The organism is Loktanella salsilacus (assembly GCF_900114485.1).
In the GTDB taxonomy this organism is placed as follows: Bacteria; Pseudomonadota; Alphaproteobacteria; order Rhodobacterales; family Rhodobacteraceae; genus Loktanella; species Loktanella salsilacus.
In genome coordinates, this window is record NZ_FOTF01000005.1 from 144,982 (window position 1) to 165,970 (window position 20,989).

Consider the following 20,989-nt stretch of genomic DNA (forward strand, 5'->3'; position numbering starts at 1 on the left):
CAGTATATTCTTCGCGGCAAATTGGCGGTCCTCGTATTTCGACCTGATTTAAAGACACTTTCTTGATTTGTCCAACAGGGCGGTAGGTTTGGGCTCAGACCGGACCTTACCCGCCCCGATAGGTTCCGATCATCCAAGCCCTCCCTATCATCCCCAACAAAAATGGCCCGGGCATTGCTGCCCGGGCCACCTCAAAAGGTCTGTGGGAGGTCAGCCCTTCGAGAACTCCGGGTAGGCTTCCATGCCAAGTTCGTGCATGTCGAGGCCGTTGATCTCTGCTTCTTCGCTGACGCGGATGCCGACGACTGCTTTGAGGATCAGCCAGACGACCAGCGATACGACGAACATGAAGATACCGATGGATGCGAAGCCGACGAACTGCGTGACATAAGAGGTGTCAGCAGAGTTCCATGGCACGATCATTGTGCCCCAGAAGCCAGCAACCAAGTGGACCGGGATCGCACCGACGACGTCGTCGATCTTTAGCTTGTCCAGCATCGGCACGACCACGACTGCGATACCGCCACCCACAGCGCCGATCAGCAGTGCGCCGAACAGGGATGGGTCAAGCGGACCTGCGGTGATGGACACGAGGCCAGCCAGCGCGCCGTTCAGCACCATGGTCAGGTCGACCTTGCCGTACATCAGCTGCGTCAGGACCAAGGCTGCGATCGCACCGGCAGAGGCTGCCATGTTGGTGTTCGCAAAGATGCGGCCCACGTCAGTGATGTCGCCCACGGTGCCAGCAGCCAGCTGCGAGCCGCCGTTGAAGCCGAACCAACCCAGCCACAGGATGAACGTACCCAGCGTGGCGAGTGCAAGGTTGGAACCCGGCATCGGGAAGGACTTGCCGTCCTTGTAGCGACCGATCCGTGGACCCAGCACGATGGCACCGGCCAGCGCTGCAAAACCACCAGCAGCGTGCACAAGGGTGGAGCCGGCGAAGTCATAGAAGCCCATTTCGGACAACCAGCCGCCGCCCCACTGCCACGATGCCTCGATCGGGTACAGGACACCGGTCAGGACAACTGTGAAGGCCAGGAAGGGCCACAGTTTGACGCGCTCGGCCAAGGTGCCGGACACGATGGATGCGGTCGTGGCGCAGAACATCAACTGAAAGAAGAAGTCAGATGCGACAGAGGCGTAGCCCAGATCAGCGTCAGCAGCAGCAAGGCCGACAGGTTCCAGCGAGGCCGGGGACCACAGGTTGCCAAGGTAGCCCGTGATCGTCCAGTCGTCGCCCGGATACATGATGCCGTAGCCGATCAGCCAATACATGATGCCCGCGATGGCAAACAGCGCGACATTCTTGGTCAGCTGGGTGGTGACGTTCTTGGACCGGACAAGGCCTGCCTCTAGCATGGCAAAACCAGCGGCCATCCACATCACCAAGAAGCCGCCGATCAAGAACAGCAGCGTGGTCATGATGTAGGGGCCGATTTCGTCAAAGGTCGGGGCCGCGGCCTCTACCACATCGGCGGCGGCGTCTACGGCAGTGGTATCCTGCGCAAAGGCCACCACGGGCAAGGCGGCAAATGCGGCCCCGACCAGTAGTGCTTTTTGAAGTGTCTTGTTCATCGGATGAAATGTCCCTTTTGGAAGCGGCTTTTACAGCGCGTCGTCGTTCAGCTCGCCGGTGCGGACGCGCAGGGCGCCTTCGACGTCGAGGGTAAAGATCTTGCCGTCGCCGATTTTGTCGGTCTTGGCGGTCTGTGCGATCGTGGTGACGACCTGCTCTGCCATCGCGTCAGAGACGACGATTTCCAGTTTGACCTTCGGCACGAAGTTCACGGCGTATTCAGCCCCGCGATAGATTTCGGTGTGACCGGACTGGGCGCCGAAGCCCTTGATCTCGGACACCATCATGCCGCGCACGCCGATCGAGGTCAGCGCCTCGCGGACCTCCTCGAGCTTGAACGGTTTGATCGTTGCAATAATCAGTTTCACGTCTTGTTTCCCTCGTTCCCTATGGCGGAGACCCAGCCCCCGGCGATGCGGATGCCTAAGAAAAGGGCGCAGGGACGCCAAAGTGACAAGGAAACTGGCAGGGCAACGGGGGTGAAAACGCGCAATGTTGCACAATTTTTGCACAAACAGCGCGAAATGCCCAATTATTAAGCCACATAAAAAAGCGGCAACAGAATCGGCAACAGCGCGGGACAACACGAGGCTGCGTCGGTATAACCGACAAAATGCACAAAAAGACGGACCGGGCAGCCGATGGCACGACCACCAAAATCAGGAAAACCACTCGTTGCAGAGCGGCGCTATAACGCACAGGCAGAGCAGCGGGCAAAACCTGCGCCTAAAAAGCGTGCGAGCCGCAAGAAAGCCGCCCCGCGCAAGCGCGGTCTGGTGGGGTGGATCCTGTTCCCGTTCACATGGGCGCTGCGCCTGATCCTGCGCCTGACGTGGAAGCTGGGAGTCGTGGTCGCGCTGCTCATCGGCGCAGGCGTGCTGTATTTTGCGTCGCAAATGCCCCCGATCGAGGCGATCGTGGACGCCCGCACCAAGGGGTCGGTGACACTGCTGGACCGGGACGGCGCGGTCTTTGCGTGGCGCGGCGACCAGTTTGGCGGGATGGTGACGGCGGATTCCGTATCGCGCTATCTGCACGACGCTGTGGTCGCGACCGAGGATAAGCGGTTCTATGGCCACTTCGGCATCAGCCCGCGCGGCATCGCCAGCGCTGTGCGCATCAACCTAAGCGAAGGGCGCGGTCCGCTGTCGGGTAACGGCGGTTCGACCATCACGCAGCAGGTGGCGAAATTGCTGTGCCTTGGCGTGCCTTACGACGCGGCGACATGGAAGACAGAGGCCGCCTATGAGGACGACTGCCGCCGCACGACGATCTGGCGCAAAGTTAAAGAAGCCATTTATTCCATGGGGATGGAAGTCGCCTATTCCAAGGAAGACATCCTGACGATCTACTTTAATCGCGCCTATCTGGGTGCGGGTAGCCGGGGCTTTGAAGCCGCTGCCAACCGTTATTTCGGCAAATCATCCGCCGATGTGAACCCTGCGGAATCCGCGATGCTGGCAGGTCTTTTGAAGGCGCCGACCAGCTACGCGCCGACGAACAACATGCAGCGCGCGGTGGACCGGGCGAATATCGTGCTCGGGCTGATGGAAGATCAGGGCTATATCACGCCAGAGCAAGCGCGCGATGCGCGCGCGCGTCCAGCGCAGCTGTCTCAGGCGGCACAGGCGCGGGCGGGTGGATACTTTGCCGATTGGGTTATGGAACAAGGCCCCGATTTCTTTACCCGCGACACGACCGAAGACGTGGTGATCCGCACGACGCTGGACCAGCGCATTCAGACGGCGGCGGAAACGGCGCTGACGAGCATCTTTGAAACCAAGCTGAAGCCAAGCTCCAAAGCGCAGGCCGCTGTGATCGTGATGAGCGCGGATGGCGCAGTGCGCGGCATGGTTGGCGGGCGCGATGTGCGGGCGTCCGGCGTGTTCAACCGCGCCACACAGGCGCGGCGGCAGCCCGGATCGGCCTTTAAGCCCTTTATCTACGCCACGGCGCTTGACCTAGGGTTCAGCCCGAACGACATGATCGACGACGCGCCGCTGACGATTAACGTGCCCGGCTCTGGCCCATGGGTCCCCGAAAACTATGACCGAAAGTTCAAGGGCCCGATCACCCTGACGCAGGCCCTATACGAATCCCGCAACATTCCTGCGATCTTGCTGTCAGAGGAAGTCGGCCGCGATCTGGTGCGAACAGTTGCGCAGAAATTCGGCATCGAAAGCGATCTGGCCGCCGGTCCCGCGCTGGCGCTGGGCGTGTCTGAAAGCACCCTGCTCGAGATGTCAGGGGCCTTTGCGGGCATCCTGAACGGCGGCTCTGCGGTGCAGCCCTACGGGTTGATTGATCTGCGGCTTAAGGGCGAAACCGAACCGCTGATGGACAATATCGGCACAGGCTTGCAGGAACGGGTCATCCAGCAAAGCGCAGCGCGCGAACTGACTTACATGATGTCCCAAGTCGTCGCACGCGGCACCGGCACGCGGGCGCAGATCCCCGGGTGGGAGCTGGCGGGCAAATCTGGCACCACGAACAGCGCGCGCGATGCGTGGTTCATTGGCTTTAACGCCGACTACGTGATTGGCGTCTGGATGGGTTACGACGACAACAGCCCGATGACCGGCGTCACTGGCGGCGGTTTGCCTGCGGAAATCTGGCAGGCAACGATGTCGCACGTCGTGACCGGAGAGACTCCAAAGCCATTGCCGATGGACATCCCCGGCCCCAGCACCACAGGCGGCGTGCTAGAAGACACTGGCATCGTCGCTGACGGTCAGATCATGGATGTGTTGAACAACATTCTGGGCGGTCTGGGGAATTAACCCCCGCCCTATTCGGTTGCGGCGGCGTCGGTGACCGGCGCTGCCGCATCATCCGTTGCAGGCGCGTCCACGTCGACTGCGCCCGGCTCTGGGCAGCGGTCATAGACAAAGGCATAGCCGTCCCAGACCATGATGATCCCATTGCCTTCGGCCTTGTTCATCAACATCGCGCGTTCGGAAAAAACCTGATCCTCACCACTGCATTGCATCGTGTATAGCAGCGCATCCATGTCCAAGACGTTAACGGGGTCCGCCATGCGGCATTCGACTTCGACCCCGTAAAAGATGCCATCCGCGATCCGCACCGCCCCGCCATCCACGCCGATCATGGCGCATTCGGCATTCGCGGCCTGTTTATAGACCCCGTCATAGGGTCCGGCCAGCGCGGCTTGCGCACCAAACACAGACAAGATCGTCGCACTAAGGATCGTTTTCATCGCTGCTCCTGCACCGCGTCATAGCTGCGCCGGTGACACTAGCGCGCCATTTTGCACCTGTCACCTCTTGGCTGCGGCAGCGATTTATTAACCCCATCCGCTTTAGGTTGTGGCGACAGTATCACGCGCACCCGGATCAGCGCAGAAATCAGGTGTGATCACGAAGTTTGCTGGTTACAATATGTTAGGGCTGTTCCTCAGCCTTATAAAGGGTGTGACGCGATGCGTAGCAATGATCAGGCCGTCCAGCGCGGCGCAGCAGAACTAGCCGCCGTCCGGCGCGAAGGGCGGCCATTGTATTGGTCCGTCGCGATCTTCAGCTTTTTCGTCAACCTGCTGATGCTGACCGGCCCGCTGTATATGCTGAACGTTTACGACCGCGTGCTGGGCAGCCGTAGCCTAGAAACACTGATCGCACTGTCGGTGCTGGTCGCGTTTTTATACGGTATGATGGGTATTCTTGATTTCGTGCGCGGCCGTGTGATGGGGCGGCTGGGGGCCCGGTTTCAGGCCCGCCTAGACCGCCGCGTCTTTGCCGCGTCCTTGCGCGCCAGCAACCAAAGCCGCCCCCCCGAAGAGGCGCGCACCGCCCTACGCGATCTAGAAGCGGTGCAGCGGTTGATCACGTCCCCCGCCTTGATGGCGGTGTTCGACCTGCCGTGGACACCTTTGTTTTTCCTTGGTATTTTCATCTTTCACCCGGCGCTGGGGATTTTAGCGATTGCGGGCGGCGCGGTGCTGGTTGTGGTGGCCATCGCCAACCAGATGAGCACGAAAAAGCCACTGGAAACCGCAAATGCCGCGTCATTCCAGTCAGAGGCGCTGGGCGCGCAGATCCGTAGCGAAAGCGAACTCGTTCACGCCCTTGGCATGCGCGGCGCGGCCTTTGATCGCTGGCAGATCGCGCGCGGCGCGTCGCTTGATGCGACAATCGGGGCTGCGGATTCCGCGGGCACATTCACCGCGATGACCCGCACGTTCCGCCTATTTCTGCAATCCGCCATGCTGGGTCTTGGCGCGCTTTTGGTCCTAGAAGGCGTGTTGTCCGCAGGCGCAATGATCGCCGGATCGATCCTGATGGGCCGTGCGCTGGCCCCGATCGAGATGATCGTGGGCCAATGGGCTGTGTTTCAAAAGGGCCGCGAAGGCTGGACGCGTCTGTCGCGCCTGCTGGGGTCTGTGTCAGAGGACGAAGCCCGCACCGCCCTGCCCGCCCCTCGCGCAATCCTGACAGCCGAAAATGTGACCGTGGTGCCACCCGGCGAACAGCAAGCCAGCCTGCGCATGATCAGTTTCGAGGTGCAGCCGGGCCAAGCCGTTGGCGTCATTGGTACATCTGGCGCGGGCAAATCGACGCTGGCGCGGGCGTTAATTGGCGTTTGGCGGCCTGCGGGCGGGAAAATCCGGCTGGATGGCGCATCGCTGGAACAATACGATGCCGATACGCTGGGGCAGTATATCGGCTATCTGCCGCAGCGGGTGCAGTTGTTTGACGGCACGATTAAGGAAAACATCGCCCGCATGTCGATGACACCTGATGACGCCGCCGTCGTGCGCGCCGCGAAAAAGGCGGCGGCACATGACATGATCCTGAAACTGCCCGACGGCTATGACACCCGGGTCACGGCAAATGGCGGGCGGCTGTCGGGGGGGCAGATACAGCGCGTCGGGCTGGCGCGTGCCATGTACGGCGATCCGGTGATTCTTGTATTGGACGAGCCGAACAGCAACTTGGACAACGATGGCTCTGTGGCGTTGAACAATGCGATTAAGGTCGCGAAATCAGAAGGTAAGGCTGTGTTTATCATGGCGCACCGCCCGGCAGCTATTCAGGAATGCGACATGCTGCTCGTGATCGAAAACGGCACCCGCCGCGCCTTTGGCCCCAAGGATGAAGTGATGAAAGACGTGCTGCGCAACGCCCAGCAAATCACCGCGACCACCGGCCAAGCGGGGGGCGTGCAATGACAAACGCAGATCCCCGCAACCGCTGGTCGGCGACCAAGCCGATGGTGACTGGCCTTATTGCGCTCATCGTTTTGGTTGGCGGCTTTGGCACTTGGGCCGTCTTTGCCAACCTGACCGGGGCCGTCATTACGCATGGCCAGATCGAAGTAGACCGCAATCGGCAGGTCATTCAGCACCCCGATGGCGGCGTCGTCGAAGAGATCCTAGTCGATGAGGGTGAAGAGGTGCAGGCTGGCGATCTGCTGATTAAGCTGGATTCGTCAAACATTGTCAGCGAGCTGGCTGTCGTCGAAGGCCAGCTTTACGAAATCCTCGCGCGCCGCGCCCGGTTCGAGGCAGAGCGTGACGGCGCGGCCGAACTGACATTCAATCCCCTGCTGCAAGAGGCTGGCGAAGCCGCCGCCGATTTAACCGAAGGCCAGTCGCGCCTGTTCGAGGCGCGCCTTGATAGCCTGCTGAAAGCCACCGATCAGTTGCAGCAACAAGAGATGCAGATCGCCAGCCAAATCGATGGCATCACGGCCCAGCAACAGGCGATGACCGAACAGACCGCCTTGATCGAAGAAGAGCTGGCCGATCAGCAAAGCCTGCTGGATCGCGGTCTTGCACAGGCCAGCCGCGTGCTGGCCCTGCGGCGCGAGGCGTCCAACATGAAAGGCCAAGTTGGCGAATTGACTGCGCAGGCCGCGCAGGCGGCCGAGCGCCGGACAGAGATTGAAATTCAGGTGCTTGGCCTCACCAGCACCCGTCGGGAAGAGGCGATCACGCGCCTGCGCGATCTACAATACAACGAACTTGAACTGTCCGAACGCCGCCGCACGCTGCGCCAACAACTTGACCGGCTCGATATCCGCGCGCCGCTTAGCGGTGTGGTTTACGGGCTGAACGTCTTTGCGCCGCGATCCGTCATTCGCGCGGCTGATCCGCTGCTGTATCTGGTGCCACAGGATCGCCCGCTGGTGATTGCGACGCAGGTGCAGGTGACGGATATCGATCAAATCCATCTGGGGCAGGATGTGATTCTGCGCTTTTCCGCATTTGATCAGCGCCGCACGCCGGAACTGACGGGCCATGTGACGCAGGTGTCGGCCGATGCATTTCAGAACGAACAGAACGGCGCGTCCTTCTACCGCGCCGAAGTGCGCATGGACGAAGGAGAGATCGAAAAACTGCCCGAAGGCATGACCCTGATCCCCGGCATGCCGGTCGAGGCTTATGTCCGCACAGCGGATCGCACGCCGATGAATTACTTCCTGAAACCCTTTGCGGATTATTTTGCCAAGGCATTCCGCGAGTCCTAGATGGACGCCGCCCGCGCTGCGGCCTAGGGTCTGGCAAATCCACCAGACAAAGGCCAAAGCCATGAGCATGATTGAAACGAAGCTGACCGAAATGGGCGTGACACTGCCAGACGCCCCTGCCCCCGCGGCGAACTACGTCCCCTTTGTGCAGACCGGCAATCAGGTCTGGGTGTCCGGCCAAATTTCGCAGGGTCCGGATGGCCTGATGGTGGGCAAACTTGGCGACGGCGTTGATATCGACACCGGCGCAGCGGCGGCCAAGGCCTGTGCGATCAGCTTGCTGGCGCAGTTGAAAAAGGCATGCGGCGGCGATCTGGACCGTTTGGTGCGCGTTGTGAAACTGGTCGGCATGGTCAACTGCACGCCTGATTTCACCGACCAGCCCAAGGTCATCAACGGGGCCAGCGATTTCCTTGTCGCGGCGCTGGGCGCAAAAGGGCATCACGCCCGCTCTGCCGTGGGTGTGGCCGGGTTGCCGATGGGCGTCATGGTCGAAATTGAAGCCGTGTTCGAGATCGCTTGATGCTGCCAAAGTCCTTTCTGGCCCGTCCGCTGGCCCACCGTGCCCATCACGACAAGGCGCACGGCCGGGTGGAAAACAGTCTGACCGCAATCAAATCCGCCATTACACATGGTTACGGGATCGAAATTGACGTGCAGCTGGCCAGCGACGGCGTGCCAATGGTGTTTCACGATTATGACCTGCGGCGGCTGACGATTGAACAAGGACCGCTGGCGCAGCGGTCCTCGGCGCAGTTGGCGATGATCCCGCTGATGGGTGACAGCACGACAATCCCGACGCTGGCGCAGGTGCTGGAACTGGTGGCGGGCCGCGTGCCTGTGCTGATCGAGCTGAAGGATCAAGACGGCGGTCTTGGCCCCAATACGGGCCCGATGGGCAAGGCTGTGGTGCAAGTGCTGGAAGCCTACAAAGGCCCGGTCGCGGTGATGTCGTTCAACCCGCATGCCATGGCCGAAATGGCGCGGCTGCTACCAGATGTGCCGCGCGGGCTGACGACGGGGTCGTTCAATCCGGCCGATTGGCCGACGATTGCGCAGCCCACACTGGAACGGCTGAGCCTAATCCCCGACTACGATCACGTCGGGGCCAGCTTTATCAGCCACTATCACAAGGAACTGAATCAGCCCCGCGTGGCAGAGCTGAACACCCAAGGCGCGGCCATTCTGTGCTGGACGATCCGGTCGGCCGAAGACGCCGCCACCGCCCGGCAATATGCCGATAACATCACGTTCGAGGGATATGACGCTTGACCCCCGGCGCTTTGCCACCAGTTAAGGCGACATGAACACCCCCACGATCGAAATCACCCTGCACCCGTCGCTGGCGGAAATCTCTGCCAGCGACTGGGACGCCTGCGCCAACCCGGAGGGCGGGCGGCCCGAGGATCCATTCACGACCTACCGCTTTTTGAAGGCGTTAGAGGATAGCGGGTCCGTCGGCGGCAGGTCCGGCTGGCAGCCGCGTTACCTTGTTGCGCGCGCGGATGGGCAGGTGATTGCCTGCGCGCCGATGTACGCCAAGAGCCACAGCCAAGGCGAATACATCTTTGATTTCAACTGGGCGCAGGCCTACGAGAATGCGGGCGGCGCTTATTACCCCAAGCTGCAGATCGCCGTGCCCTTTACGCCCGCCACAGGCCGTCGTTTTCTGACCCGTCCGGGGTTCGAGGCGATGGGCATGTCCGCGCTGATCCAAGGCGCGGTGCAGGTCGCGTCGGATAACGAGCTGTCGTCGCTGCACATCACATTCTGCACCGAAGCCGAAGCCTTGGCGGGCGCGGAAATGGGCTTGATGTCCCGCGTGGGTCAGCAGTTTCATTGGGTGAACCGGGACTACGCCGATTTCGACGGATTTCTGGCCGATCTGTCCAGCCGCAAGCGTAAAAACATCCGCCGTGAACGGGCAGAGGCGCAGGGGTTTGGCGGGCAGATCTTGGCATTGACGGGCAATGATATTCAGCCCGAACATTGGGACGCATTTTGGCGGTTCTACCAAGATACTGGCAACCGCAAATGGGGCACCCCCTATCTGACGCGGGCGTTCTTTGACTGCGCGCAGGAAAGTCTGCGCGATGACATGCTGTTGGTGCTGGCGCTGGTCGATGGCCGGCCCGTGGCGGGGGCGCTGAACTTTATCGGGCGCGAAACGCTTTTTGGCCGCTATTGGGGCAGCACGGAATATTACCCCTCGTTGCACTTTGAACTGTGCTACTACCAAGCCATTGATTACGCGATCAAAAACGGCCTCTCTCGGGTCGAGGCTGGCGCGCAGGGCGAACATAAGCTGGCGCGTGGATACTTACCCGTTGCGACGCATTCCTTGCACTGGATTGGGGATTTAGCTTTCCGTGACGCGATTGCGCGTTACTTGATCGCGGAAACCCGCGCGGTGGACGAAGAAATCGAAGTGCTGACCGCCTACGGTCCGTTCAAACGCGACAAAAGAGAGGAACAGCAATGACTGACAAACTGACCCAAGACGACATCGCCCCGCTGCAGGCTGCTGGCTGGACATTGGCCGACGATGGCGAGGCGATCACCAAGACCTTTGAGTTTAAAAACTTCGTGCAGGCCTTTGGCTGGATGACACAGGTCGCAATGCATGCGGAAAAGCTGAACCATCACCCCGAATGGTCCAACGTTTACAAAACTGTAGAGGTCGCGTTGACCACACATGACGCAGACGGTCTGACCGCCCTAGATGCCAAACTGGCAAAAAAGATGGACCAGCTTGCGGAGGGTTAAATGGAAAACCTGCTAACGACACCGATCATTAACGGGACATCGATTATGGATGTGCTGACTGTCGAATTCATTGCATCTGCCGTGGGGTCGGTCCTGACGGCGATTATCATCCTGATTGTCGGCTTTACCGTCGGTGGCTGGGTGTCGCGCCGCATCGAAAACATTGGGCGCAACCACAAGCATTTGGACGAGACGCTGTTCATTTTCTTGGGCAATATCGTCCGCTACGTCATCATCGGGTTTTCGTTCCTCTTCGTGCTGAACACCTTTGGTGTGCAGACAACAAGCGTTGTTGCGATCATCGGTGCAGCCAGTTTGGCCATTGGTTTGGCACTGCAAGGCACGCTGTCGAACATCGCAGCGGGCGTGATGATCATCTTTTTCCGCCCGATTAAACTGGGTGATTTCGTCACGATTGATGATGAAAGCGGTACGGTAAAGGCGATTAACCTGAACTATATCGAGATGGCGAGCATCGGAAACGTGCAGATCATCATCCCGAATTCCGAGGTGTGGGGCAATACGATCGTGAACTATTCCGTCTATCCCCAGCGCCGGGCTGAATGGACGATTGGCGTGGGTTATGGGGCCAATCTGGCCGATGCAGAGCGCGCGATCATCGACACGATCATGGCCGACCCGCGCAGCCTGTCTGATCCAGAGCCGTTCATTCAGGTGAACAATCTGAACGCATCCTCTGTTGATTTTCTGGTGCGCGTTTGGTGCGCGCGGACGGATTATTTCCAGTATCAGGCTGACATGACCCGCAAGGTCAAAGAGGCGCTGGACGCCGCTGGCATCGACATCCCCTTTCCGACCCGGACGATGATCATGGCCAAGGACGACGACTAGCGCAGGACTGTGCCAAAACGCGGGGGCCGTGCGATGGATGGCCCCCGCCGGAATGCTTAATGCCTCGACCGTCGATTTATGCTATCTGTCGCGGGGTCATACGGCGCGGCGATGTGGCGCTGCAGCACAAAAATCATCCTTCCTAAAAGTAAGATATCTATGCGCTTGTTTCTTATAATCTGTGTCCTTGTCGCGTGCAGCTTGATTGTATCGACACTGTGGGTTGGATGGGAAATTACCCTGACATCTGAAAGCGGTATGGTCGAGCTGGCGGGGCTGATTGTATTCGCGCTTGGCGCTGTGCTTTCACTTTGGCGCATGCCAAAGGGCACATGGCGCCGTTGGTGGCCAATTCCGACAGTCTTCGTTCTGTTCTGCCTGCGCGAATTGGACGTGCATGACGCGTTCTTTACGCCCGGCCTGCTGCAGACCAAAATCTTCACCAGCGCAGCCCCGCTGTGGCAAAAGGGCGTGTCAGCCGCTGCCATGGGCGGCATACTATTAACGCTCGTGCTGCTTGTGATGCGCGGGACGCGGCCTCTCATTCATGCGTTGCGGAACGGTCAAGGCTGGGCCTGGGCCATCATGGGCGGAGTTTGCTTTGCTGTTGCGTCGGTCTTGGTTGATGGGGCCGACAGGCAGTTGGCCGCGATCGGCGTGACGCTGCCATATGCGGATGCGCCAATTTGGACTGCTGTAGAGGAGATACTGGAGCTTTGCTTTGCGCTGTCGCTGATTTTCGCGATCTGCAAATGGGGCCGGAACGACGCGGGCCTTCGCGCGGCCTGACGTCGGCACAAATGACCACTTTTGTTGGTGCCGCGGCAAAGTCGCATACAAAAAGGGGCCGCGCATCGCACGGCCCCTTTGTCGTTCAAGCGTGCAAGGCTTAGCCCATCGCGTCCAGCAGGCTTTCCCCGCCAGAGATGTCGCATTGGCCGGGGCCGGGCTCTTCGTTCAGGATGGTGACGACACCGTCCTTGACCAGCATCGCATAGCGCTTGGACCGGTTCACAAAGCCGACGGGCGGCGCAGAGAATTCCATGCCGATAGCTTTGGTGAATGTCGCCTCGGCGTCGGCCAGCATGGTGATGCCTGCGTCAATCGCGCCGGTCGCATCGCCCCAAGCCTTCATCACGAAAGGATCGTTGACGGAGATGCAGATCACCTCGTCCACGCCTTTGGCCTTTAGCTGTGGCAGCGTGCGGATAAAGCTGGGGACGTGGGCCGTGGTGCAGGTGCCGGTATAGGCGCCGGGCAGGCCAAAGATGACGACGGTTCGGCCCTTAAGTTTGTCCGCCATCGCGACGGACTGCGGGCCATCAGCGCCCATGGTCAGAACGCTGGCATCCGGCAGCGTGTCACCTGTTGTGATGGTCATAAGCGTTTCCCTATCTGAATTGCCTCTGTCACGCATAGGCATATAGGGTGCGCGGCGACAGGGCCAGTAGAGGGAAGTCACGATATGCGCAGGATTTTGGTGATTGGCGGCGGTCAAGCGGCGGCGGCTTTGATTGGCAAGCTGGTGGCGAATGGCGTGACGTCGGGAATCACACTGGTCAGCGGCGAACCGCACGCCCCTTATCAGCGCCCGCCCCTGTCCAAGGCGTATTTGCTGGGTGACATGGCGCAGGACCGGCTCTTTTTCCGGCCCGCGGCGTGGTATGCGGATAACGGCGTGACCCTGCGGCTGGGCACAAGGGCTGTTGGCGTTGATGCGACGTTGAAGCAGGTGACGCTGAGCGGCGGCGATGTGCTGGACTACGACGATCTGGTGCTGACCACCGGCGCATGGCCGCGCACCCTGCCCGCCAGTATTGGCGGCAGCTTGGACAACGTCTTTGCCGTGCGCGATCTGGCGGATGCGGATGCGATGGCACCGCATTTCAAGCAAGGCGCGCGCTGTTTGATCGTCGGCGGCGGCTATATCGGGCTAGAGGCGGCAGCCGTGGCGGCCAAGCGCGGCGTCAAAGTCACGCTGGTCGAAGCGGCAGAGCGTATCTTGCAGCGCGTCGCCTGCCCCGAAACCTCTGACTATTTCCGCGACCTGCACCGCAGCCACGGTGTCGATATCCGCGAAGGCACCGGCCTTGTGCGGCTGACGGGCGACGGCGCGGTCACAGGGGCCGAACTGGCGGATGGCACTGTGCTGGACATCGATTTTGCCGTGGTCGGCGTCGGGATTGCGCCTGCAACGGAATTGGCGGACGGGGCCGGGCTGACGCTGTTTAACGGCATTGCTTGCGACGCCCATGGCCGCACATCGGATCCGCATATCTGGGCGGCAGGCGATTGCGCATCTACCCCAGTGCCGGGCGGGCGCGTGCGGATCGAAAGTGTGGGCAATGCGATTGATCAAGCGGAAATCGTCGCGCAGAACCTGCTGGGGCATGATGTGACCTATCAGCCTGCGGCGTGGTTCTGGTCGGATCAATACGATGTGAAACTGCAAATTGCGGGGCTGAACACCGGTTATACCGACGTCTATGTTAAACCGGGCGACGGGCTGGCCCGGTCGCATTGGTATTACAAAGGCGATCAGTTGATCGCCATCGACGCCATGTCGGACGTACGCAATTACATGGTCGGCAAGCGCCTGATAGAGGGCGGTATCAGCCCTGCGCCAAGTGTGGTGATCGACCCGAGCACGGATATGAAGGCCTTGCTGCGCACATGAGGATTATCGCAGGCACACACCGCGGCACGGCGTTGGTTCCCGTCGGCGCAGGCGACGCAGGCGCGCATCTGCGCCCCACCACGGACCGCGTGCGCGAAAGCTTGTTCAACGTGCTGCAAGGCGGGCGCTTTGGCGATCCGATCCGGGGCGCGGCGGTGCTGGACCTGTTCGCAGGGACCGGCGCGCTGGGGCTAGAGGCACTATCGCGCGGCGCATCCCACGTCACATTCGTGGATGACGGCAAGGTCGCGCAGGGGCTGATTGCGGGTAATATCGCCAAGGTAAAGCGCGGGGCCGACTGCACCGTCCTGCGCTGCCGCGCCGACACTTTGCCACCTGGAAAAGTGTGCGGGCTGGTGTTCCTTGATCCGCCTTATGACCAACAACTCGGCCTGCCCGCCCTGCGCGCGGCGCGGGCGGCAGGCTGGATCGCAGCGGGCACGGTCGTGGTCTGGGAAGAACGCAGTACCCAGATCGCGCCGCAAGGGTTCAAATCCCTCGACACACGCCGCTACGGCGACACATGGATCACGCTAATGGAGGCGATATGACACCTGAACTGGTGATTTTCGATTGCGATGGCGTGCTGGTGGACACAGAGCCGACGACGGACCGCGTCATCTCGGCCAACCTTGCGCGCTATGGGCTGAACATCGCGCCCGACATGGTGCACAAGATGTTTGGCGGTGGCACCTTGATGGGCATCGGTGAAGAGGCCCGGCGCATGGGTGCGGACCTGCCCGGCAACTGGCTAGACCAGACCTATGACGAAGTGTTTGCGGCGCTCGCGCTTGGCGTTGATGTGATGCCCGGCGTAGTGGATCTGCTGGACAAGCTTGATGCCGCAGGGATCCCGACGGCCATCGCGTCGAACGGGCCGCTGGCCAAGATGAAGGTGTCGTTGACGCCGTCTGGCCTGCTGGACCGCTTTGCCGGGCGGATTTATTCGGGCCACGATTATGCGCCCAAACCCGCCCCCGCGATGTTGCTGCACGCCATGGATGTGGCGGGCGCTGCGCCAGTGGCGACGTGGATGATTGACGATATGCCTGCGGGTTGGGATGCGGCGGCGGCAGCGAGATGCGGCTGCTTCGCCTATGTCGCTGAAGGCGGCGCTGCGCGGGCCGGTGGCCATACGGCAGTACCCGTGACGCATATGGATCAGATCGCAGCGGCGCTGAACCTGTAAAAAAGCGCCGCCCGTGAAACCCGGGCGGCGCTTAAATCGGTTACTCTGTCGCTGTGCCGCGCGCGGCGGTCATGGCGTCGGTGGCGTCCTGGACCAAGGCCGCGCCGTCAAAGCCTTTGGCGTCCATGTCGGCGATCCAAGTTGCGCGGACGTCCTCGCCCAGCGCCTTGATGCGATCTGTTTCTTCGGGCGACAGCACGGCGATTTCGTTGCCGGCGTCTTCCATCACGATACGGCCTTCGGCGTCGCCGATGTCATGCGCCTTGCCTGCCCAGCGGCTAGCCATCAGGCCGGAATTGGCGTCGATCACGGCCTGCAAATCGTCAGGCATCGCGTCATAGACGTCCTTGTTCATCGCCCACAGGAAATACAGGTTATACAGCGCGTCATCGCCAGCGACGTCGGTGTGGCTGTCCGTCAGCTCGTCCAGTTTCAGGCTAGGGGCCATTTCCCATGTGATCACACCGCCATCAACCACGCCGCGCGACAGCGCCTCTGTGAAGGACGGGACCGGCATGCCGACGGGCAGCGCGCCCATGGCGGTCAGCAGGTCTGTGGCGGGGCGCGACGGGCCGCGCAGCTTGACGCCTGCCATATCTTCGATGGTTTGCGGGGCCGCGCCTTTTTTGTGGATGATGCCGGGGCCGTGCATATGGGCCGCGATCAGGTGGATGTCAGCGAAGTCATCCATCAGATGCGCCTCCGTGTAATGCCACGCGGCGTCGGACGCCTCTTCGCCCGACTTGGGCGTCATGAATGGCAGCTCCAGCGCCTCGGCTTCGGGGAAACGGCCGGGTTCGTACGACGGGATGACCCAGCCGCCGTCGATGGCGCCGTCGCGGATCAGGTCATACTGGCTGGTCGCGGACCCGCCCAGCTGCATGAAAGGGTAGAGTTCGACCTTAATGCGGCCATCCGACTGCGCCTCGACCGCGTCGACCCATGGCTGCATGAAATAGGTCGGGTTCGCGCTGGCGGGGGACACGAAGTGCTGAAAGCGCAGCGTGACCTCTTGCGCGGCAAGGGGGGTGGACAGGGCAAGCGTGGCCGCAAAAGCGGCAGCAAAAGACTGGTGCATAACTGCATCCTTGAATTGGTAATGTTGGGGGGTGCCACCGCTAGTGGTGACATTGATATGGGTCAGTTGCGAATGGATTGCAAGTGAAGATCAGGATTTTTTGCCGCTCAGCCGCTCTGACCACAAGATATGCCCGGTCGCCAGCAATGCCACAGCCATGCCGCCAAGGCCCAGCGCCTGCACGCCGCCGATGCCCATGACAACGCTGCCAATCGCCGATCCAGCCGCCGCGCCGATGTAAATCGCGGCGGCGTTCAGTGCCAAAACGATGGGCGCAGCGGCGGGGCGCAGGGCGATGATCCGCATCTGCTGGCCTGCCATCATCGACCAGATGAACAGCGACCACAGCGCGATCAGCGCCACCAGCGCCGGGCTGGGCAGCGGCATTAGGGAAAACAGCGGCAGGGTCGCGACTTGGCCTGCGCACAAGATCAGCAATGTGCGGAATGGCCCGATCCGGTCTGCAATCGCACCGCCCGCCAGATTGCCGATGACCGCCGCCGCGCCAAACACCAGCAAGATCGCGGTGATCCCGTCGCGGCCATAGCCCATGGTCTGTTCCAGCAACGGCGCAAGGTAAGTATAAAGCACATAGGCCGCCGCAAGGAACGTCGCGGTAAAGCTGACGGCCAGCATCGTGGGGCCGTCGCGCAGGGTGCGCCCCAGCTCTGGCAAGGTGACCGTTTGAAACGCAAGGCCGCTTGGCACGGTGCGCCAAATAAGCGGGATGATCGGCAGGGCCAGCAGCGCCACAACGACAAAGGCCGCGCGCCAGCCAAAGGTATAGGCGATGAAACTGCCCGCTGGCACACCCAGCACCTGCGCCAGCGATAGGCCGAAGATGACAGCGGCCAGCGCTTTGCCCCGGCGTTCGGGCGCAGACAGGCCAGCGGCGACGGACGCGCTGACGGGCGTTAGCATGCCAGCGCCAGCGGCGGCCAGAATGCGGGTCAGGTGCAAGGTGAATTCCGTCGGCGCGATGGCCGACAGCAGGTTCGCAACGGCAAACCCGGTCAGCGCATAGGCCAGCACGCGCCTGCGCCCGACCGATCCGGTCAGCGACACCAGCAGCGGCGACAGCACGGCGTAGGCCAGCGCATAGGTCGTCATCAGCCAGCCCGTGCGGCCCGGCGCAATGCCGAAATCCTGGCCCACGGGTGTCAGCATGCCGATCAGCACAAAGGCCCCCATGCCGATGACGAAATTCGCCGCCGACAGGACCGGGATCAGCCGAGGCGGCGTGGTCACTCTGTTTGGGTCGGGTAGAACCGTCCGGCGGGCGATGTCGTAAAGACCTCGCAGCCTTGTGCGGTGATGCCGATGGAATGTTCGAACTGGGCCGACAACGACTTGTCAAAGGTCACGGCAGTCCAGTCGTCGATCAGGACCTGCGTTTCAGGGCGGCCCAAGTTGATCATCGGCTCGATGGTGAAAAACATGCCTTCCTCTAGCACTGGGCCGGTGCCAGCGCGGCCATAGTGCAGCACGTTTGGCGGTGCGTGGAACACCCGGCCAAGGCCGTGGCCGCAGAAATCGCGCACAACCGAACAGCGCTGGGATTCGGCGTAGGCTTGGATCGCATGGCCGATATCACCAAAGGTATTGCCGGGCTTTGCCGCCTCGATCGCAAGCATCAGGCAGTCGTGCGTGACCTCGATCAAGCGGGCTGCTTTGGGCGACGCGGTTCCGGCGACATACATGCGGCTGGTGTCGCCGTACCAGCCATCGACGATGACGGTGACGTCGATGTTCAGGATATCGCCATCTTTCAGCTTGTCGTCATCGCGGCGCTTTTCAAGATTTTTGGAAATCGTCTCGTCTTTGGCCTTGGGGATCGGCGCGCCGGGGATGCCGTGGCACACGACGTGGTTCACCGAAATGCAGCTGGCGTGCTGATAACCGCGATACCCGATGGTGGCAGAGGTCGCGCCTGCTTGCTCTACCCATTCGGTAATCAGCTGGTCCAGCTTGCTTGTTGTCTGGCCGACCACGACGTGATCGGCGATATCGTCAAGGATTTGCGCGGCAAGGCGTCCTGCGCGGTTCATGCCGCCAAAGTCCGAAAGCGCGTGCAGCCGGATGCCGTCGCGGGTGAGTTGTGTGGTGTCGGTCATCGCGTCATACCTGTACTTGCTGTCTATCGCCCACATAGGGCTTTTTATGCCGCACGGCCACCCCGTCAGGGATTCACGCTGCGCACTTCGCCTAATGTGATGCCCTGCGGGGTGATATTGCAATCCATTGCCAGCACCTCCACCCCTGCTGCGCGGGCGGCGTCAAAGGCTGCGCCGTAGGCTGGGTCGATGTCGCGGGCGATGCCGGCGCGGGTGCAATCGGTGCGGGTGATCAGGTAAAACACCATCGCGCGGTGCCCCAATGCCACCATCTGCGCCAGATCCGCCATATGCCGCGCGCCGCGCAGGGTTTTGCTGTCGGGAAATTCAACCAGCGGCGCGGTCCGGCAAAAATTGGCGCTTTTAACCTCTAGATACAAATCAGGGCCGCCGCCCGTCAGCAGGAAATCCACACGGCTTTTATCGGCATAGGGTACTTCTGATCTGACCTCGGTATAGCCTTCCAGCCCCGGGACCCGTCCGGCCCGCAGCCCTTCGCCCACGATGCGGTTGGGCAGCGCGGTATCGACGCAGACAAAATCGGCCCCCAGTTCCAGCAGCCGCCAGCCGTAGTCAAGCTTGGTCTTAGGATTGTCGTTCGGCTCTAGCCAGATGCGGCTTCCGGGCACAGCGGTGCCGGTCATCGCGCCGGGATTGGGGATATGGGCCGTCACCTCGCGCCCATCCGGCAGCGTGCAATCGGCCAGAAACCGTTTGTAGCGGCGGATCAGCGTGGCGGGGATCAGGGGCGTGGCAAAGTCCATGCGGCGGGCTATACCAACAGGCGAACCCAAGGAGAAGTCCATGTCAAACCCCACCGCCGCCATGTTGGTCATCGGAGACGAGATCCTGTCAGGCCGCACCCGCGATTCCAACACCAACTATCTGGCTAAGGCGCTGACCGACGTCGGCATTGACCTGAAAGAGGCCCGCGTCGTCAGCGACGACCAGTCTGCTATTGTCGCGGCCGTAAAGGCGCTGTCGGACGCCTATGATCACGTCTTTACCAGCGGCGGCATTGGGCCAACGCATGACGACATCACGGCAGACGCGATCGGTGCCGCCTTTGGCGCGCATGTCGGCGTGCGCGATGATGCCCGCGCCCTGCTTCAGGCGCATTACGACCGCGCAGGCACGACCTTGAACGAGGCGCGTTTGCGCATGGCCCGTATTCCCGACGGCGCGGCCCTGATCGACAACCCCGTCAGCACCGCGCCTGGCTTTACCATCAAAAACGTCAACGTCATGGCCGGCGTGCCATCCGTGTTCGAGGCGATGGTGGCGAGCGTGATCAGCAAGCTGGCGCACGGTGCCCCGCTATTGTCGGAAAACTGGCGCATTATGCGCGGTGAAGGCGATGTCGCCGCGCCATTGGCGCAGATCGCGGCGGATCATCCTGACCTGTCGCTGGGGTCCTACCCGTTCCAAAAGGACGGGGCCTACGGCACCAATATCGTCATTCGCGGCACCGATCAGACCCGCGTCGCGGCGGCAATGGCCCAGTTGCAGGCGCTGTTCCCCGCATGACCGACTGGGGCGCGGTGATTGACGCCACTTGGCCTGCCGCTGCGGTGCAGCAGGTCGGCCCGTGGACCCTGCGCAGCGGCGCGGGTGGCGGCAACCGCGTCAGTGCAGCGACCGCAAATGGACCTGTTCGTGCGCAAGACATCAGCGTTGCGGCAGATGCCATGCGCGCAGCGGGGCAAGAGGCGCTGTTCATGGTCCGCCCCGGCGAGGATGCCTTGGACGCATTGCTGGCGGAGGCGGGCTATATCAAGCGGGACGAAACCTTGATCCGCGCCTGCCTGACCGCCAGGCTGACCGCCGATCCCGTGCCCCCTGTCACCGCCTTTACCGTCTGGCCGCCGCTGGCCGCACAGCGCGATATCTGGGCAAGCGGCGGCATTGGCCCCGCAAGGCTGGCGATCATGGACCGGGTGCAGGGGCCGAAAACCACGATCTTTGGGCGGATCGACGACCGGCCCGCGGGCACGCTGTTCGTTGCGATTCATGACGGCATCGCCATGCTTCACGCGCTGGAAATCACGCAGGACCACCGCCGCAAGGGTCTTGCCCGCCACCTGACCCGCGCCGCCGCCCGCTGGGCACAGCGGCAAGGGGCAGATCAGTTCGCTCTGCTGGTGACCGCGGCCAACGGGGGTGCCAACGCCCTTTACGCAGGGCTCGGCTTGGGCGAAGCTGCCCGCTACCATTACCGCGCTGCCCCGCAGGAGAGTTTATGACCGAC

22 protein-coding genes are annotated in these 20,989 nt (G+C 61.7%); 14 read left to right on the forward strand and 8 right to left on the reverse strand.

Annotated features, from left to right (window positions below; translation table 11 throughout):
* Positions 1-210: 210 nt before the first annotated feature.
* Both amt and BM131_RS05935 read right to left on the reverse strand, forming a co-directional pair.
* Complete coding sequence (gene amt / locus BM131_RS05930) at positions 211-1,578, reverse strand: ammonium transporter (RefSeq protein WP_090186966.1); 1,368 nt, start codon at positions 1,576-1,578, stop codon at positions 211-213.
* Positions 1,579-1,608: 30 nt separating this feature from the next.
* Entirely contained in the window at positions 1,609-1,947 is a 339-nt protein-coding gene (locus BM131_RS05935; RefSeq protein ID WP_090186969.1) for a P-II family nitrogen regulator, read from the reverse strand.
* 273 nt (positions 1,948-2,220) lie between these two features.
* Here BM131_RS05935 and BM131_RS05940 point away from each other — a divergent pair, with 273 nt between their 5' ends.
* Complete coding sequence (locus tag BM131_RS05940; protein WP_090186972.1) at positions 2,221-4,359, forward strand: transglycosylase domain-containing protein; 2,139 nt, start codon at positions 2,221-2,223, stop codon at positions 4,357-4,359.
* Positions 4,360-4,367: 8 nt separating this feature from the next.
* Here BM131_RS05940 and BM131_RS05945 read toward each other — a convergent pair whose 3' ends face one another.
* Complete coding sequence (locus BM131_RS05945; RefSeq protein WP_245754149.1) at positions 4,368-4,796, reverse strand: hypothetical protein; 429 nt, start codon at positions 4,794-4,796, stop codon at positions 4,368-4,370.
* Positions 4,797-5,018: 222 nt separating this feature from the next.
* Here BM131_RS05945 and BM131_RS05950 point away from each other — a divergent pair, with 222 nt between their 5' ends.
* The 8 genes from BM131_RS05950 to BM131_RS05985 all read left to right on the forward strand — a co-directional run bounded on the left by BM131_RS05950 (position 5,019) and on the right by BM131_RS05985 (position 12,472).
* A complete protein-coding gene (locus BM131_RS05950; protein WP_090186975.1) occupies positions 5,019-6,764 on the forward strand; it encodes a type I secretion system permease/ATPase in 1,746 nt (581 codons plus the stop codon).
* The gene (locus tag BM131_RS05955) at positions 6,761-8,065 is read left to right on the forward strand and encodes an HlyD family type I secretion periplasmic adaptor subunit (protein WP_090186978.1); all 1,305 of its coding nucleotides are present in this window, start codon (positions 6,761-6,763) and stop codon (positions 8,063-8,065) included. The genes BM131_RS05950 and BM131_RS05955 overlap by 4 nt, the downstream gene beginning before the upstream one ends.
* Before the next feature lie 61 nt (positions 8,066-8,126).
* On the forward strand, positions 8,127-8,588 hold the full coding sequence (locus tag BM131_RS05960) for a RidA family protein (protein ID WP_090186981.1): 462 nt from the start codon (positions 8,127-8,129) through the stop codon (positions 8,586-8,588).
* Complete coding sequence (locus BM131_RS05965) at positions 8,588-9,337, forward strand: glycerophosphodiester phosphodiesterase family protein (protein WP_090186984.1); 750 nt, start codon at positions 8,588-8,590, stop codon at positions 9,335-9,337. Before BM131_RS05960 ends, BM131_RS05965 begins: the two co-directional genes overlap by 1 nt.
* 31 nt (positions 9,338-9,368) lie before the next feature.
* Positions 9,369-10,547 carry a GNAT family N-acetyltransferase gene (locus tag BM131_RS05970; RefSeq protein WP_090186987.1) on the forward strand — a complete coding sequence of 393 codons (1,179 nt, stop codon included), beginning with the start codon at positions 9,369-9,371 and terminating at the stop codon, positions 10,545-10,547.
* Positions 10,544-10,831 (forward strand): 4a-hydroxytetrahydrobiopterin dehydratase, encoded by a 288-nt coding sequence (locus tag BM131_RS05975; protein WP_090186989.1) that lies wholly within the window; start codon positions 10,544-10,546, stop codon positions 10,829-10,831. The genes BM131_RS05970 and BM131_RS05975 overlap by 4 nt, the downstream gene beginning before the upstream one ends.
* Entirely contained in the window at positions 10,832-11,683 is an 852-nt protein-coding gene (locus tag BM131_RS05980) for a mechanosensitive ion channel family protein (RefSeq protein ID WP_090186992.1), read from the forward strand.
* A gap of 159 nt (positions 11,684-11,842) precedes the next feature.
* Positions 11,843-12,472: a hypothetical protein gene (locus BM131_RS05985; protein WP_090186995.1), complete on the forward strand. Its 630-nt coding sequence runs from the start codon at positions 11,843-11,845 to the stop codon at positions 12,470-12,472.
* A 100-nt stretch (positions 12,473-12,572) separates the two neighbouring features.
* On the opposite strand, the gene BM131_RS05990 is transcribed toward BM131_RS05985, so the two are convergent.
* Positions 12,573-13,064 carry a peroxiredoxin gene (locus BM131_RS05990; RefSeq protein ID WP_090186998.1) on the reverse strand — a complete coding sequence of 164 codons (492 nt, stop codon included), beginning with the start codon at positions 13,062-13,064 and terminating at the stop codon, positions 12,573-12,575.
* 84 nt (positions 13,065-13,148) lie between these two features.
* On the opposite strand from BM131_RS05990, the gene BM131_RS05995 reads away from it, so the two are divergent.
* The 3 genes from BM131_RS05995 to BM131_RS06005 are packed head-to-tail and all read left to right on the forward strand — an operon-like array spanning position 13,149 to position 15,549.
* The gene (locus tag BM131_RS05995; RefSeq protein WP_090187000.1) at positions 13,149-14,360 is read left to right on the forward strand and encodes an NAD(P)/FAD-dependent oxidoreductase; all 1,212 of its coding nucleotides are present in this window, start codon (positions 13,149-13,151) and stop codon (positions 14,358-14,360) included.
* Entirely contained in the window at positions 14,357-14,911 is a 555-nt protein-coding gene (gene rsmD / locus BM131_RS06000; protein WP_090187210.1) for a 16S rRNA (guanine(966)-N(2))-methyltransferase RsmD, read from the forward strand. The genes BM131_RS05995 and rsmD overlap by 4 nt, the downstream gene beginning before the upstream one ends.
* Complete coding sequence (locus tag BM131_RS06005) at positions 14,908-15,549, forward strand: HAD family hydrolase (RefSeq protein ID WP_175499198.1); 642 nt, start codon at positions 14,908-14,910, stop codon at positions 15,547-15,549. The genes rsmD and BM131_RS06005 overlap by 4 nt, the downstream gene beginning before the upstream one ends.
* 40 nt (positions 15,550-15,589) lie before the next feature.
* On the opposite strand, the gene BM131_RS06010 is transcribed toward BM131_RS06005, so the two are convergent.
* The 4 genes from BM131_RS06010 to sfsA form a co-directional block, all read right to left on the reverse strand.
* Positions 15,590-16,627 (reverse strand): TRAP transporter substrate-binding protein, encoded by a 1,038-nt coding sequence (locus BM131_RS06010; protein ID WP_090187006.1) that lies wholly within the window; start codon positions 16,625-16,627, stop codon positions 15,590-15,592.
* A gap of 90 nt (positions 16,628-16,717) precedes the next feature.
* The gene (locus BM131_RS06015; protein WP_090187009.1) at positions 16,718-17,875 is read right to left on the reverse strand and encodes an MFS transporter; all 1,158 of its coding nucleotides are present in this window, start codon (positions 17,873-17,875) and stop codon (positions 16,718-16,720) included.
* A complete protein-coding gene (map, locus tag BM131_RS06020) occupies positions 17,872-18,741 on the reverse strand; it encodes a type I methionyl aminopeptidase (protein WP_090187012.1) in 870 nt (289 codons plus the stop codon). Before map ends, BM131_RS06015 begins: the two co-directional genes overlap by 4 nt.
* 65 nt (positions 18,742-18,806) lie before the next feature.
* The gene (sfsA, locus tag BM131_RS06025; protein WP_342713947.1) at positions 18,807-19,577 is read right to left on the reverse strand and encodes a DNA/RNA nuclease SfsA; all 771 of its coding nucleotides are present in this window, start codon (positions 19,575-19,577) and stop codon (positions 18,807-18,809) included.
* Between sfsA and BM131_RS06030 the strand changes: the two genes are divergently transcribed.
* Together BM131_RS06030 and BM131_RS06035 are read left to right on the forward strand one after the other, a co-directional pair.
* A complete protein-coding gene (locus BM131_RS06030; RefSeq protein ID WP_090187015.1) occupies positions 19,546-20,268 on the forward strand; it encodes a competence/damage-inducible protein A in 723 nt (240 codons plus the stop codon). The two genes, sfsA and BM131_RS06030, sit on opposite strands and share 32 nt — an antisense overlap.
* Positions 20,265-20,984 carry a GNAT family N-acetyltransferase gene (locus BM131_RS06035; protein WP_090187017.1) on the forward strand — a complete coding sequence of 240 codons (720 nt, stop codon included), beginning with the start codon at positions 20,265-20,267 and terminating at the stop codon, positions 20,982-20,984. Before BM131_RS06030 ends, BM131_RS06035 begins: the two co-directional genes overlap by 4 nt.
* Positions 20,985-20,989: the final 5 nt, after the last annotated feature.